Genomic DNA, 14,168 nt, shown 5'->3' on the forward strand with positions numbered 1-14,168 from the left:
CGCACCCGACACGACCCAGCTGGAGCGTTGCTAGCCAGCCGCGGCCGCGGTGTCCTCGCCGGTGCTCTTCGCAGCTTTTCGACGCTTCTTGCGCGGCGGCGGCAACTGCCCCGACGCGCGCAGCCCTGCCACGTGGTCCGCCAAGGCGTCGACGAGGTTGGGGATGTCGGCGACCTCCGGGACGACGTCGACACGCAAGCCTTGCTCCCGCGCCTCCGCCTCGGTGACCGGGCCGATGCAGGCGATGATCGTGCGCGAATGCGGCTTGCCCGCAATACCCACAAGGTTCTTCACCGTCGACGGGGACGTGAAGCACACGGCGTCGAAGCCGCCGGTCTTGATCATGTCGCGCGTCTCCGGCGGCGGCGGGGCGGCGCGCACGGTGCGGTAGGCGACCACGTCGTCGACCTCCCAGCCCTTTTCCTGCAGGCCGTCCACCAGCACGTCGGAGCCGAGGTCCGCGCGCGGCAGCAGCACGCGCGAAACCGGATCGATATCCTCCACGTACTCCGGGAACGCCTCCGCCAGACCAGCCGCGTTCTGCTTCGTGCGGTGCGGCAGGAGCTCCGGCTGCATGCCTCGGGCGATCAGTGCGTCGGCGGTCTTCTGCCCCACCGCGCCCAAGTGCACGCCGGCGAAGGCGCGGGCGTCCAAGCCCAGCTCCGCAAACTTGGACCACACCGCGTCAACGGCGTTGACGGAGGTAAACAGGATCCACTGGTAGCGGCCCTCCACGATGCCCTTGATCGCACGGTCCATCTGCGCCGGGTTGCGCGGTGGCTCCAGCGAAATCGTGGGCACGGACTGCGGGATCGCGCCGTGCTGCGACAGGCGGGCGTTCATCACGCCTGCCTGCGACTTCGCGCGCGGCACAAGCACACGCCAGCCGTAGAGCGGGCGGTTTTCCCACCACGAGTACTTCGAGCGGTCGTCCGCCGCGGTGCCGAGGGTGACCACCAGCGGGCCCTCCAGCTCCGCGTCGAGCTTGCCCACGGTGCCCAGCGTCGCGTCGAACGTGCGCTGCAGGCGGGTGGTGCCGCGCGTGGTCACCGTCACCGGCGTAGACGCCTGGAAACCGCGCTCCATGAGCTGCTCCACCATCTCCGCCAGGTGTTCCTGGTTCGCCTGCAGCACCAGCGGCTGTGGCGCGGCGGCGAGCTGGTCCCAGTCCACGTCGCCGTTGTTCAGGTCGGCTTCCGTGTACGTCGAACCGAGCGCGATGCCGGCGAACGACGGCACCGTCGACGGCAGCGACATGCCCGGCACCACCTGGAACTCCATACCCTCGGCGGCCACCGCGGAGATCTCCTCCATCACGGAATCGCGCGTCAGCGGGTTGCCGGAGACCAGGCGGATCACGTCGCCGTCGCCAGCCTCGCCGCGCTCCACGATGTCCGCGGCTTCCTTCAGCGCGAGCTTCAGCTTCTCGACGATCACTCCGCCATCCAGCCCAACCTCCTGCAACTCCGCAGCAGTCGGGTCCTCGGGGCGGGGTGGCTTACGCCTCGCGCCAGCTGCTTTCGCCTCGGCGCACATCTGCTCGTAGCGCTCGTTCGCCGCGTCCATCTTGGCTTTCGGCACTGGCAGCGCCGACGCGACGACGCTTCGGACCCCCGCCGACACCTCTGGGTCCACGAGGGCGATAGAATTGGATTCCATTACCTCGCGGGCGCGAACCGTGAGCAACTCCGGGTTGCCCGGCCCAGCGCCAACGAAGATCACCTTCCCCGGCTGGGGGGTGTGAGTGGGCTCTGTCATGGAGAAATCTCTTCTAGGCACAAATAAACCGCCCCCGCGCGGCTGGGTTCGCGGTGTTGCTTGGCCTCAATACGGCCCACCGACCCGATTGCGCGGAGGGTATTGAACGTATGGTATCTCCACCATAAAATGCTTCAGCCTGAGAACAAAACCAGCGCTGTATTCCGCTCCGTCCGCACCTCCCGGAGTCTCAACCCCCGGATCGTCTAGCAGCACCGCGAGCGAGACCGCTAGACGGTCCGCAAACCTGCCGCCTCAGCCACCGTTGCACACCAATCCTGCCGGATCTGCTAGTTCCCCCGGATACCCATCAAGCACGAACTAGCAGATCACACCACTGCTGAAAATAGTTGCCAACATCACCTGGCCAAACGTAAAGTTGGACACTTGATCTGCTAGTTGCTCTTTTGTGGGAACTAGCAGATCCGCAGATGAAGGCAGGTGCACAGTCGCGCACCTGCTGATAGAGACAAGCGAGGCTTACAGCCCAGCGCTACTCCATCACGTCGGCGGCGCCGCGCTCCAGCAGCACCTCGGCAACCTTGCGGCCCAGCTCGGCCGGGTCAGTGCCCTGGGCTTCCTCCACCAGCTGGCGGGAACCGTCCAGGGCGAACACGCCTGCGCGCAGAGTCACCTTTGCGCCGTCGAACACCGCCGACGCGGCCACCGGCGCGGTGCAGCCCGCCTCCAAACGGGCCAGCACTGCGCGCTCGGCGGTGGATTCGGCGGTGGCGGCGGCGTCGATAAGCTTGTCAATCGCCTCGCGCGCCGCAGCGTCGTCGGAGCGGCACTCCACGGCCAGCGCGCCCTGGGCGGGAGCGGGCATGAACACCTCGGGCGCAAAGACTTCGGTGGCGCGGTCGCCGTAGCCGCCGCGCACCAGTCCCGCGTATGCCAGGATGATCGCGTCCAGCTCGCCGTTTTCGACGTAGCTCATGCGGCGTTCGATGTTGCCGCGCAGCGGGCGGATATCCAGGTCGGGGCGCATGGCTTTGAGCTGGGAGACGCGGCGCGGCGCGGAGGTTCCCACGCGTGCGCCTTCGGGCAGCTCGGCGAGGGTCAGTCCGTCGCGGGCGATGAGCGCTTCGCGGCTGTCCTCGCGGGTAGGGATGATCATGTGGGCGCGCGGCTCGTCGGCAGTGGGCAGGTCCTTGAACGAGTGGACCGCGATGTCCACCTCGCCGTGAAACAGCGCGTCGCGCAGCGCGGATGTGAACACGCCCACGCCGATGCGCTCCACAGGCGCCTGGGACAGGTCGCCCGGGGTGGTCACAATCTGCAGTTCGGCGGGGTGGCCGTGCTCGCCCAGCGCGTCGCGCACATGCCCGGTCTGGGTGGTGGCCAGGTGGGATCCGCGTGTACCGATTTTGAACATCTACTTCTCCTTGCCGTGCAGTTCCTCGGGCAGCGGCAGCTTCTGCGCGTCCACCGCCACCGAGGGGCTTTCCAGCCCGAACAACTCGGTGACCGCCTCTTCAACGCTCACCGTCTCCGACGTCGCCGCGAGCTCTTTAATCTTCACCGTAGGCGCGTGCAAAAGCTTATCGACGACACGCTTGACCATGCGGCTGACCTGATCAAAGTCGTCCTCGGGCATCTCCGAAAGACGAGTTCGCAGACGCTGCAGTTCTTGGCCGGAAATCTCCGCGGCGTTGCGGCGCAGACGGGTCACCGCCGGGGCCACCTCGCGCACGCGCTGCTCCGAGCCGAAGGTGTCCACTTCTTCGGCCACGATCTCCTCGGCGCGGCGCAGCGCGCGGGAGTCCTCGTTGTCGCTACCACGCATCTTCTCGTGCAGGGACTCGATGTTGACTAGGTGCACGCCGTCAATGTCTGCCACGGCGTCGTCGATGTCGCGCGGCAGCGACAAATCCGCCAGCACCAGCGGGCCGGGGATGTCGGCCGGGGTGATGGTGAACTCGTCGGAGGCGGTGGCGGAGACCACCAGATCCACGCGGTCCAGCACCGAGGCGCGGTCGGCGAAGTCCACCACCTCGGCAGGCACGCCGGCTTCGCGGGAGTGCTCCGCCAGGCGCTCGGCGCGGTCGCGGGTGCGGTTGGCCAACACCAGCTTGTCAATGCCCTGTTTGCCCAGGTGGGTCGCGGCCAACGAACTCATCGCGCCGGCTCCTAGGACGAGTGCGGTCTTACCCCGGAGGTCGTCGACAAGCATCAACTCCATCGCCTCCTCGAGCGCGACGGTGACCATGGACGCGCCCGAATCGTCGATGCCGGTTTCGGAGTGCACGCGCTTGCCGGTGTGCAGCGCCGCCTGGGCCAGCGAGTGCAGGTTCGGGCCCACAGTGCCGCGCTCCACGGCGTCGACGTAAGCGGAACGCACCTGGCCGATGATCTGCTGCTCGCCCACCACCATCGAGTCCAGGCCCGATGCCACGGTGAAAATGTGCTCCGCGGCCGCGTCCGAGTAGCGCACGTACAGGTAGCGGCGCAGTTCAGCCACGTCGACACCGGAGACGTCGGCAAGCACTCGCAGGACGTCCTCCACCCCAGCGTGGAACGCGTTGGTGACGGTGTAGACCTCCAGGCGGTTGCACGTGGAGATGATCATCGCCTCAGACAGCGACGGCTGCGTCACCAGCGCGCCCGCCGTGCCGTTTTGGACCTCCGCGTCCATGCTGAGCCGCTCCAGCAGGGCCACAGGCGCAGACCTGTGCGACATCCCCACAAGCAGAACACTCACGCAAAACCCTCCAGTCCGGTTGAAAATCACACTAAAGGATAGTCCTTTAGTTGGACAGCTCCGCGTCGAGGTCGTCGTTGTCCACTTCCCAGCAGGCGAACTCCTCGCCATCGATGACCACCACCGGCACGCGGTCGCCGTACTCCGCAGCCAACTCGGGATCTTGGTCCACGTCCACCAACGCGAGCTGAACGCCGTGCTTTGCCACCACAGGGGCGATCTGGCCCGCCACCCGCTCGCACGAACCGCACGTGGACCGGACCATCAACTCCACCTTTTTCATCCCCGCTCCTCCTGTGAGTGCATTTGCCAGGGCGTTGTACGATTGCACACGCTAACACCCCCACCCGAAAGGGCCCGTAGTTCCATGTCTGATCAGCGCGAACTCCTCGCGCAGTGGTCCCAGTCCCAGGGCAACCTGCGCCGCTTCCTTGAAGAGCGCGTCATGCCCCCGCTCGACGACGACGCGCAGCGCACCGCCGGCCGCGCCGCCGCAGCCGCCGCAGTGGAAGAGACCTTCGGCATCAACATCGACGACTTCGCACTCGGCGTGGACTCCGTCGGCGGCGCTTTCGAAACGGCCGGCCGCCAGAAGATCACCCCGCCCGACCCGGAGGTCCCCCAGGACACCGAGGCCGCCGCGTTTTTCGACGTGGACAACACCCTCATCCAGGGCTCGTCGCTGATCCTTTTGGCCCAGGGGCTGTTTCGCAAGCGCTTCATCACCCTGTCCGAGCTCGCGCCCGCGCTGCGCAAGCAGATCCGCTACCGCGTCTCCGGCTCCGAAAACGCCGACGACATCGCCGAGGGCCGCGAACAGGCTCTGGCCATTGTGAAGGGCAAGAGCGTGGAGGAGCTCAAGCAGGCGTGCCGGGAGATCGTGGACAACCGGATGCTGGAGAAGTCCTACGCCGACACCATCGAGCTGGCCTCCATGCACCTCGCCGCCGGGCAGCAGGTGTGGCTGGTCTCCGCCACCCCGGTGCAGATCGGCCAGGCACTGGCCGAAACGCTCGGCTTCACCGGCGCGCTTGGCACCGTGGCGGAGGAAAAGGACGGCAAGTTCACCGGGCGCCTCGTCGGCGACATCCTGCACGGCCCCGGCAAGAAGCACGCCGTGGCGGCGCTGGCGGCGCTGCAGCAGCTGGATTTGTCCAAGTGCACCGCTTACTCCGACAGCATCAACGACCTGCCCATGCTGGAAATGGTCGGCTCGCCGGTGGCGATCAACCCGGACCGGGCGCTGCGCAAGCACGCCAAGGCCCAGGGCTGGGCGGTGCGCGACTACCGCTCCGTGCGCCGGGCGGTGCGCCTATCCGCCCTGCCGGTGTTGGGCGTCGCGGGTGCCGTCGCTTTGCGACGGTTGTGGAACACGCGGCAAGAAAGGACTCACCGTGGATGATTCTTTTGCGCTGCGCACCCCGCGGCTCAGGTTGTCTGTGCCCTCAGACACGGATATCAACGCCATCTTTGACATCCACTCCGACACCCGCACCTACGAGCACCGGCCCGAGCTGGCCATGAAGACCAGAGAGGAAGCCGTAGAACTGGCACAGTCTTGGCAACAGCATTGGATTGAAAAGCAGCTGGGCTATTACACCGTGCACACGCTCGACGGCACGACCATCGGTTTTACAGGGGTACGCCACAGCGAAGAGGCTGGCGAGGACGTCCTGAACCTCTACTACCGTTTCGCACCCGAATCGCAGGGCAAGGGCTACGCCAAGGAGGCCGCAGCCGCTGCGATTGCCAGCGCACGCGAGCGTTTTCCACAGCTGCCCATCGTCGCCATCATCGATCCGTCCAATCAGGCGTCCATTGGCCTTGCGCTCAAACTCGGACTACAGCACGTCCCTGGGGCAGGAGTTCCAGGCGACTACGAGGTGTACCGACTGTAGATCAACGGTGGGTGCTCGGCCACGGCTCCATTGGTGTGATCGGGTAGCGCTCATCGACGGTAAAGCGTTGGCACACCACTTGGGTGTCGTCGTCGATATCAAGGTCGCCGATGTACTCCACGAATTCCGGTGAACGCCAATACCGTTCATGCCCAACGCGCCATTCACCGGCGTCTGCGTAGCCCTCCCCCTCAGCGATGGCGTGCTCGTCACTCACGTCCGCCAAGCGCCGAACCTGCACGTCCGTCGTGCGGATGACGCACACCACGTTGTCGTGTGAGTCAAGGACGGCCTCAAGGGAGCCCACTTCCTCGTTTGGCTGGAAACCGTCGGGATATTCAACCAGCAGCGATGCCGTCGCTGTTTTCATACCGTCCAAGATCGCTTGAACAAGAACGTCTCGAAGCGGGCCCGGGAAGGCGAACTCGCCGCGAGGCAGCTCCGAAACGGGGGCTAAAGCGTCCTGCGTCATACGGCCCCATTTTACGTAGCCAGAGGGATGCGTCTCCCTGGCGCGGGTTCTGGGACCCTAGATGCTTACCCCAGGACGCTTACTTCTCGAGTGACGCGGCGGCCGCGGCCGGAGGTTCGTCGAGAAGTAAGCGTTTAGAAGTAAGCATCCTCGGGCGGTAAGCATCTAGGAGTAAGCATCCTGCCGCAGAAACGAAAAACCCGCCTCCCTCAACGGAGGCGGGTGAAAGCGCACGGCTTACTTGCCGAGCTTACGACGCTGCACGCGGGTGCGGCGGAGCATCTTGCGGTGCTTCTTCTTGGACATGCGCTTGCGGCGCTTCTTAATCACTGAACCCATTGGGCTACCTCTTTCCTGTTCAACGTGCGTACGTACGCGGCCGGCGCAACCGCTTCCGCGGCCCGCGGGAGGTGCACACTCCCACAAGAAGTGGCCGACCTGATCGTTCAAAGCATACCGGCAGGGCTTTTCAGGGCCAAAAACACCCGCCGCACCGGAAACCGGCACGGCGGGTGTGTTCTCGAGGTCCTGTAAACGAGACCGGCAGCTATCCCACGTCGTAGACGGAGGACTCCAGGTACTCGCTCACTGCCGTCTCGTTCACGCGGAAGGAGCGGCCCACGCGGACGGCGGGCAGCTCGCCGGAGTGGACGAGGCGGTAGACGGTCATCTTGGAAACACGCATGATCTCCGCGACCTCGGCGACCGTCAGGAACTTTCCTTTATCTTCGTTAACCACTTAATTCATACCTCTCGGCACGCAAACGCGCTGCAGGCTTCCCCTCCCGCAGGACGAACACGCACGTGCTTGAACCACCCTAACGTGAAACCAGCGCCGAGTGCGACTTAAGTGGAAGAAAATTTTCAAAGTGCAGGCAGTGAACCCACAGAAACGGTTGTGAAAGTTGGGATTTGGGCTACTTACCCAACTCGTCCGAACGCTCCGCGCAGATCTCGGTGGCCCGGTAGAACGCGCCGCGCAGGCCAGACTCCTCCAGCTCGCGGATCGCGCGCACCGTGGTGCCAGCCGGCGAAGAGACCTTCGCCCGCAGCTGCACGGGGCTGTCCTCGCCCTCGAGCATCGCGCCGGCGCCGGCGGCGGTGGCGCACGCCAGCCGCTCCGCCAGGTCGCGCGGCAGACCGAGCGACACGCCCGCATCGACGAGCGCCTCGGCCACCAGGAAGAAGTACGCGGGACCGGATCCGGAGATCGCGGTCACGGCGTCCATCTGCGATTCAGCAACTTCCACGACCTGGCCCGCGGCGGCCAGCAGCTCCACCACAGCCTTGCGCTGCTCGTCGCTGACAAACCGTCCGCAAGCGGCGGCGAGCACACCTTTGCCCACCAGCATCGGCGTATTCGGCATCACGCGCACGATCGGGGTGCCGGCGGCGGAGACGGCACCTTCCATCGCACTGATAGTTACGCCCGCGGCCATGGAGACCAGCACGGTCGAAGATCCCGAGTCGGTCAGCTCCTCTCCGACCTCCGCGATGACGTCCAGGATCTGTGCGGGTTTGACGCACAACAGCGCCACGTCCGCGTCGCGCACGGCCTCGCGATTGTCGGAAGTGGTGCGCACCCCGTAGCGCTCCGACAGCTCGGCGCTTCGGGACGAGGACCGGTTTGTCGCGGTGATGGAGCCCGGCTCCACCCCATTGGCGACGAGGCCCGAAATGAAGGCCTCGCCGATGTTGCCTGCACCAATGACGGCGATGCGTTCCATGTCGCTCCTCAAAAAGATGGTCGGGAGTTTTACAGCAGTGCCGGGCCGAAGGCCACCACTGCGGCGGCCAGGCCGGCGATGATCATGGTGACCTTGTCGCGGCTGCCAGCCATCGCGCCGACAGCGGCAACCACCGCGGCCACGGCGCCGACGCCAACCAGCGCGGCCACAATCGCCATCGTGTTGGCCCACAGCCACTTGAACGCGAGGAAGCCCAGCACGCCCAGCAGGACGCCGAAGAACACCAGCAGGACAAGCAGGATCGGGTTGACCGATGCCTCTTCGACCTCGTAGTCGGTGTCGTACTCAGCAGCCGGCCCGTCGAGGAGTTCTTCGTCTTCGCGCTGCGCCTGCTGTGGCTCCGGCGCGTCTACGGTGCGGATCTCGTTGGTGTCGTCCGGCTGCGAGAGCTTCTGCTTTGCGACGGGCTCCGCCTTGCCCTCAGCTTTACCCTCAGCCTTTCCTTCGACTTTGCGCAGCACGGTGGTGTCGTCGGTGGCCGGCTGCACCTTGGTGACCGAGGATCCCGCTGGCGCTGCCTTGGGCGCCTGCGGGGCCGGTTTCTCAGACGGCTTTTCGGCTGGCTTGTCGGCTGGCTTTTCTGCGGGGCGCAGCTTCACGTACTCAGCCCGGGCCGGCTTCGACGCCACCTTCGGTTCAGGCTCCGGCTTCGGCGCCTGGGTGGGGGTCTTTTTGGGGGTATCCGAAGGTGCGTCGATAGGCACGCTGGAGTGCTTCACCTCAGCGGGCTTGGCGTCAACCTTCTTAAACGAGTCGGTCAGCTCGGCGACGGAAACGCCGCCGTCCTCGAGGCTGCGGCGGCGACGCGGACGGCGCGCGCCGGACGGGTTTTCCTTCTCGGCGCGCGCGAGGAGCTCGGCAACAGTGAGCTGTTTGTCGGCCATTAGTTGTCGTCTCCTTTATTAGCTTCCTGCTCAGCGTCCAAAGACCCCTTGTCGATGCGCTTGAGAATCACACCCTCGCGCAAAGCCCACGGGCAGATCTCCAACTTATCAACATTCAATGCGCGCATCGCAGCTTCCGCCACCAGCGCACCAGCGACGATCTGGTGGGAGCGGTCCGAGTTGATGCCCTCGAGCTCCGCGCGATCCGCCGCCGTCATGCGGGAAATGAACGCGATGAGCTGACGCAGACCCGGCGCGGTGAGCGTGCGCTTCACAAACGGTCCAGCCGACGAAGGCGCAGCACCGGTCAGGCGGGCCAGCGAACGGAACGTCTTGGACGTGCCCACGGCCAGGCCAGCCTCCCCCATCGCCTTGAACTGCTCGGCAGGCCCGGCGAGTTCTGCGTCGATGTAGTCGCGCAGCATGTTGATCTTCTTGCGCTCCGGCGGGTCGGTGTCGAACCACTCGTGAGTCAAGCGCCCCGCACCCAGGTCTAGGGACACCGCGAGGTCCGGCATCTCCTCGGTGCCCGTGGAGATCTCCAGCGAGCCGCCGCCGATGTCGAAGTTGGTGATGCGGCCGGCGGACCAGCCGTGCCAGCGGCGCGCCGCCAAAAACGTCAGCCGCGCTTCCTCTTCGCCGGAGAGGATGTTCAGCTTCACGCCGGTCTTCTTCTCCACGCGCTTGAGCACGTCGGCGGAGTTGGTGGCTGAGCGCACCGCGGAGGTGGCGAACGCCACGAGTTCTTCGCACTTGAGGTTGTCCGCGAGGTCGGAGGCCTCCTGGACAGCGTCGACAAGCTTGTCCACGCCCTTGTCCTCGATATTGCCCTTTTTGTCCAGCAGCTCAACGAGACGCAGCGGCTGCTTCCAATCGCTCATCGGCGTCGGCCGGCTACCGCTGTACGCGTCGACCGCCACGAGATGGATCGTGTTGCTGCCGACATCTAATACACCTAATCGCACCACCCCAGGGTAACGGGTCTACCGTGTCCAGGTGTGAATCAACCAGCCCCGAAACCCGTTTTTCTCGGCTTCCCCGCGGACTCGCCGGCAGGCCGCTCCATCCTGGCAGGTCGCGAAACCCGCCCCGATTTCCCGCGCGAATGGTTCGAATTCGTCCACCCGGATGATCCGAACCACATCTTCTCCATCGATCTAACCTGGGCGGAAGCCACGTGGTCTTGCCGCTTCGGCACGCCCGAGTGCCTCGGCATCGACGAGTCCAACCCGGCCGTGGGCTGCTGCATCCACGGCGCCTACATCGCAGATGAGGAAGACCGCGACACCGTCTACAACGCCGTCAAGGAGATGCCGGCGAAGTACTGGCAGCTGCGCCCAGCCGAGACGGACGCCTACTTCGCTGCAAACGACCCGACGTGGCTCGAGCCGTGGCTGGAATGGGACGAGGAGGAAGAAGACGCGCTCGAACCCGACCCCGACGACGAAGAGGCCGGCCCCCACATCAAGACCAAGGTCGTCGACGGCGCCTGCATCTTTGCCAACCGCCCCGGCCACCCCACCGGCGCCGGCTGCGCGTTCCACCAATTCGCCATGGCGGAAGGCCGCAACATTGTGGGCACCAAGCCGGAGGTGTGCTGGCAGGTGCCGTTTTCCCGCGAGGACGCGTGGGAGGAACGCTCAGACGGCCAGGAGATTCTGCGCACCACCATCGGCGAGTACCACCGCCGTCAGTGGGGCGGCGGCGGAGAGGACTTCGACTGGTGGTGCACCTCCGCACCCGCGTGCCACACCGGCGGCACACCCATCTGGCAGTCCATGAAAGACGAGCTCATCGCACTGATCGGGGAAAAGCCGTATCGTGTCGTCGCTAAGCATTGCGAAAAGCGAGCTCAGCTTAGCGACGACCTCCGGGCCACCCACCCCGCGACCCAAGCCGCGCGCGAGTAGCCGCGCCTCACGCCTCGAACTTGTAGCCGAGGCCGCGCACCGTGACCAGCTGGGTGGGCCGCGACGGCTCCGCCTCGATCTTGGTGCGCAGGCGCTTGACGTGCACGTCCAGGGTCTTGGTGTCGCCGACGTAATCGGCGCCCCAGATACGGTCGATCAACTGGCCGCGGGTGAGCACCCGGCCGGCATTGCGCAGCAGGTACTCCAGAAGGTCGAACTCTTTCAGCGGCATGGGCACCGGCTGGCCGTCCACAAGCACCGTGTGGCGCTCGACGTCCATGGTCACGCGGCCGCCCTGCAGCAACTGCTCGTCCTCTTCCTCGACCACCTCGGCCTCAGGGCCGCGGCGCAGCACCGCGCGGATACGGGCGACCAGCTCCCGGGTGGAGTACGGCTTTGTCACGTAATCGTCCGCGCCCAGCTCCAAGCCCACAACCTTGTCGATCTCGCTGTCGCGGGCAGTGACCATGATGATCGGCACAGACGACTCAGCGCGCAGCTTCTTGCACACCTCGGTGCCACTCATGCCCGGCAGCATCAGGTCCAGCAGCACCAAATCGATGTCCTGGGATGCGAACAGGTCCAGCCCTTCCTGCCCGTCGGCGGCCACGACCGCCTCGAAGCCTTCCTTGCGCAGCAGGTAGGCCAAAGGATCGGACAGCGATTCCTCGTCTTCAACGATGAGAATGGTCGTCACTTCACTCTTCCTTTTCTGTTCTGCCAGCGGCCTCGGGGTCGTACAGGGGCAGCTCGATGGTGAACGTGGAGCCCGTCCCAGGCCTCGACCACAACGTAATGCTACCGCCATGGTTCGCCACCACATGCTTCACGATGGCCAAACCCAACCCCGTGCCACCCGTGGAGCGCGAACGCGCCTTGTCCACCCGGTAGAACCGCTCGAACACACGCTTTTGATCCTCCGGCGCGATACCGATGCCGCGGTCGGTGACCCGGATCAGCACCACGTTGTCGCGCACCAACTTCTGCGTCACACTCACCGGCTGCCCGCTCGGCGAATAGTTGATCGCGTTAGTGATCAGGTTCGACACCGCCACGGTGAGCATCGCGCGCTCCCCCATCACCCGCAGCCCCAGACGCTGGCCGCGGTTGAGCTCAATGCCGTGGTTTTCAGCCGCGACTAGGTTGCGCGAGACCGCGTCGTCCACAATGTCGTCCACCCGCACCGACGCCATATCCGGCAGCGCCTCCGCGCCCTGCAGCTTGGACAGGGAAATCAGATCCGTGATCATCTCCCCCATGCGGTGGGCCTCTTTATGCAGCTTGTTGCCGAAGTAGTCCACCATCTCCGGGTCCGTGGGGTCCTGCAGCAGCGCCTCGGCCAGAAGCGCCATACCGCCAACCGGAGTCTTCAGCTCGTGGGAGACGTTGGCCACAAAGTCGCGCCTGGCGTTTTCCATGCGCACGTTTTCAGACTCGTCCGAGCCGTACACAATGGCGTACGAGTTGTCCGTCAACGTCAGCGGCGCGACCAGCGCGCGCACGTTACGGATGCGGCTGCCGGTGGTGCGCTGCGGCAGATCCAGGTCGAGCACGTGCTCTTCCTGCTGCTCAAGCACATCCTTCGCGACTTCCAGCACGCGGGGGTTGACGCTTCCGTCGTGCACGATGGACATATCGTGGGCGCGCGCGTTGGACAGCATCACGTTGCCGCCGCGGTTGATCACCGCAATACCGGTCGGCGAACCCTGCGTGACCAGGTGCAGCACCTGGCTGACCGCGGCGACGGTGTCGTCCTGGCCACCGTCGTCCGCGCGATTTCGGGCGCGCCAGCGAAGCGCCCGCTGGCCGAGCAGCACAGCGGGCACGGTCAGCGCGGCGCCGATGAGAAAAGCAAGAATCGGCGTCACTGGGTCAGTGTGTTACTTCTGCCCCTGGTTCGCCACAGCAGCGGCGCCGGCCTCAGCGGCCTCCGGGTCCAGGTAGGTGCCGCCGGGGTTGAGTACCTTGCCGTTCTCATCGATCTCGTAGACCAGCGGCATGCCGGTGGGGATGTTCAGCCCGGCGATGTCCTCGTCGGAGATGTTGTCCAGGTACTTCACCAGGGCGCGCAGCGAGTTGCCGTGAGCTGCGACCATGACGTTCTTGCCAGCCATGGCGTGCGGCGCGATGACGTCGATGTAGTACGGCAGGAAACGCTCCACCACGTCCTTGAGGCACTCGGTGCGCGGCACCTCAGGCAGGAAGGCGTAACGCGGATCGTCGGTCTGCGCGTACTCGTTATCCGTGTCGATCTCCGGCGGCGGAGTGTCGTAGGAGCGGCGCCACTCCATGAACTGCTCCTCGCCGAACTCGTCACGGATTTCCGCCTTGTTCAGGCCCTGCAGCTTGCCGTAGTGGCGCTCGTTGAGGCGCCAGTTGCGCTCCACTGGGATCCAGTGGCGGTCCGCCGCGTTCAACGTGATGTTGGCGGTGCGGATCGCGCGGCGCAGCAGCGAGGTGAACAGGATGTCCGGCAGGACGCCCTTTTCCACCATAAGCTTGCCGGCGTTGACGGCCTCAGCCTCGCCCTGTTCGGTCAGGTCCACGTCCACCCAACCGGTGAACTGGTTCGACTTGTTCCACTCGCTCTGCCCGTGGCGAACGAGAATCAGCTTTCCGTTACCCATGCCTCCAAGCATGCCACGGATGGGGACAGCTGTCGGGGGTTTACCGGGGCGGGTGCGGTTTTGGGGTTTGCGGAGGGGAATCCCGGCCGCTCCGGGCGCCGCTCGGGCACTGCTCAGTCGCCGCCCGGCCCCTTACCCACGGATCCAGCTAGTAGGACCCAGCTATCCGC

General features: G+C 65.6%; 16 protein-coding genes. 3 read left to right on the forward strand and 13 right to left on the reverse strand.

The window, feature by feature from the left end; all coding sequences use genetic code 11:
• Positions 1-30 precede the first annotated feature (30 nt).
• The 4 genes from HMPREF2791_RS07625 to HMPREF2791_RS07640 form a co-directional block, all read right to left on the reverse strand.
• Positions 31-1,758 carry a uroporphyrinogen-III synthase gene (locus tag HMPREF2791_RS07625; RefSeq protein ID WP_070475285.1) on the reverse strand — a complete coding sequence of 576 codons (1,728 nt, stop codon included), beginning with the start codon at positions 1,756-1,758 and terminating at the stop codon, positions 31-33.
• A gap of 493 nt (positions 1,759-2,251) precedes the next feature.
• The gene (gene hemC, locus HMPREF2791_RS07630) at positions 2,252-3,133 is read right to left on the reverse strand and encodes a hydroxymethylbilane synthase (protein WP_070475286.1); all 882 of its coding nucleotides are present in this window, start codon (positions 3,131-3,133) and stop codon (positions 2,252-2,254) included.
• Positions 3,134-4,459, reverse strand: a complete 1,326-nt coding sequence (locus HMPREF2791_RS07635; protein WP_256380998.1) for a glutamyl-tRNA reductase — start codon at positions 4,457-4,459, stop codon at positions 3,134-3,136.
• Between the two features lie 46 nt (positions 4,460-4,505).
• Positions 4,506-4,742: a glutaredoxin family protein gene (locus HMPREF2791_RS07640; protein ID WP_070475288.1), complete on the reverse strand. Its 237-nt coding sequence runs from the start codon at positions 4,740-4,742 to the stop codon at positions 4,506-4,508.
• An 84-nt stretch (positions 4,743-4,826) separates the two neighbouring features.
• Between HMPREF2791_RS07640 and HMPREF2791_RS07645 the strand changes: the two genes are divergently transcribed.
• Both HMPREF2791_RS07645 and HMPREF2791_RS07650 read left to right on the forward strand, forming a co-directional pair.
• Positions 4,827-5,861, forward strand: coding sequence for an HAD family hydrolase (locus HMPREF2791_RS07645; protein ID WP_070475289.1), 1,035 nt, complete (start codon positions 4,827-4,829; stop codon positions 5,859-5,861).
• On the forward strand, positions 5,854-6,357 hold the full coding sequence (locus HMPREF2791_RS07650; protein ID WP_070475290.1) for a GNAT family N-acetyltransferase: 504 nt from the start codon (positions 5,854-5,856) through the stop codon (positions 6,355-6,357). The genes HMPREF2791_RS07645 and HMPREF2791_RS07650 overlap by 8 nt, the downstream gene beginning before the upstream one ends.
• Before the next feature lies 1 nt (position 6,358).
• Here HMPREF2791_RS07650 and HMPREF2791_RS07655 read toward each other — a convergent pair whose 3' ends face one another.
• The 6 genes from HMPREF2791_RS07655 to HMPREF2791_RS07675 all read right to left on the reverse strand — a co-directional run bounded on the left by HMPREF2791_RS07655 (position 6,359) and on the right by HMPREF2791_RS07675 (position 10,426).
• Positions 6,359-6,829, reverse strand: coding sequence for an ASCH domain-containing protein (locus HMPREF2791_RS07655; protein ID WP_070844939.1), 471 nt, complete (start codon positions 6,827-6,829; stop codon positions 6,359-6,361).
• Between the two features lie 237 nt (positions 6,830-7,066).
• Entirely contained in the window at positions 7,067-7,168 is a 102-nt protein-coding gene (locus HMPREF2791_RS11635; RefSeq protein WP_003855542.1) for a 30S ribosomal protein bS22, read from the reverse strand.
• Between the two features lie 208 nt (positions 7,169-7,376).
• Positions 7,377-7,568 (reverse strand): helix-turn-helix domain-containing protein, encoded by a 192-nt coding sequence (locus HMPREF2791_RS07660; RefSeq protein WP_034997092.1) that lies wholly within the window; start codon positions 7,566-7,568, stop codon positions 7,377-7,379.
• A gap of 178 nt (positions 7,569-7,746) precedes the next feature.
• Positions 7,747-8,556, reverse strand: a complete 810-nt coding sequence (gene proC, locus HMPREF2791_RS07665; RefSeq protein WP_070475292.1) for a pyrroline-5-carboxylate reductase — start codon at positions 8,554-8,556, stop codon at positions 7,747-7,749.
• A gap of 29 nt (positions 8,557-8,585) precedes the next feature.
• Positions 8,586-9,461, reverse strand: coding sequence for a hypothetical protein (locus HMPREF2791_RS07670; protein WP_070844940.1), 876 nt, complete (start codon positions 9,459-9,461; stop codon positions 8,586-8,588).
• Entirely contained in the window at positions 9,461-10,426 is a 966-nt protein-coding gene (locus HMPREF2791_RS07675) for a Ppx/GppA family phosphatase (RefSeq protein ID WP_083290293.1), read from the reverse strand. Before HMPREF2791_RS07675 ends, HMPREF2791_RS07670 begins: the two co-directional genes overlap by 1 nt.
• 33 nt (positions 10,427-10,459) lie before the next feature.
• On the opposite strand from HMPREF2791_RS07675, the gene HMPREF2791_RS07680 reads away from it, so the two are divergent.
• On the forward strand, positions 10,460-11,371 hold the full coding sequence (locus HMPREF2791_RS07680) for a DUF3109 family protein (protein ID WP_070475295.1): 912 nt from the start codon (positions 10,460-10,462) through the stop codon (positions 11,369-11,371).
• A gap of 7 nt (positions 11,372-11,378) precedes the next feature.
• On the opposite strand, the gene HMPREF2791_RS07685 is transcribed toward HMPREF2791_RS07680, so the two are convergent.
• The 3 genes from HMPREF2791_RS07685 to HMPREF2791_RS07695 are packed head-to-tail and all read right to left on the reverse strand — an operon-like array spanning position 11,379 to position 13,998.
• A complete protein-coding gene (locus HMPREF2791_RS07685; RefSeq protein WP_070475296.1) occupies positions 11,379-12,068 on the reverse strand; it encodes a response regulator transcription factor in 690 nt (229 codons plus the stop codon).
• 1 nt (position 12,069) lies between these two features.
• Positions 12,070-13,239: a sensor histidine kinase gene (locus HMPREF2791_RS07690; RefSeq protein WP_070844941.1), complete on the reverse strand. Its 1,170-nt coding sequence runs from the start codon at positions 13,237-13,239 to the stop codon at positions 12,070-12,072.
• A 12-nt stretch (positions 13,240-13,251) separates the two neighbouring features.
• Positions 13,252-13,998: a phosphoglyceromutase gene (locus HMPREF2791_RS07695; protein WP_070475298.1), complete on the reverse strand. Its 747-nt coding sequence runs from the start codon at positions 13,996-13,998 to the stop codon at positions 13,252-13,254.
• Positions 13,999-14,168: the final 170 nt, after the last annotated feature.

This window comes from Corynebacterium sp. HMSC034A01 (assembly GCF_001838175.1).
In the GTDB taxonomy this organism is placed as follows: domain Bacteria; phylum Actinomycetota; class Actinomycetes; order Mycobacteriales; family Mycobacteriaceae; genus Corynebacterium.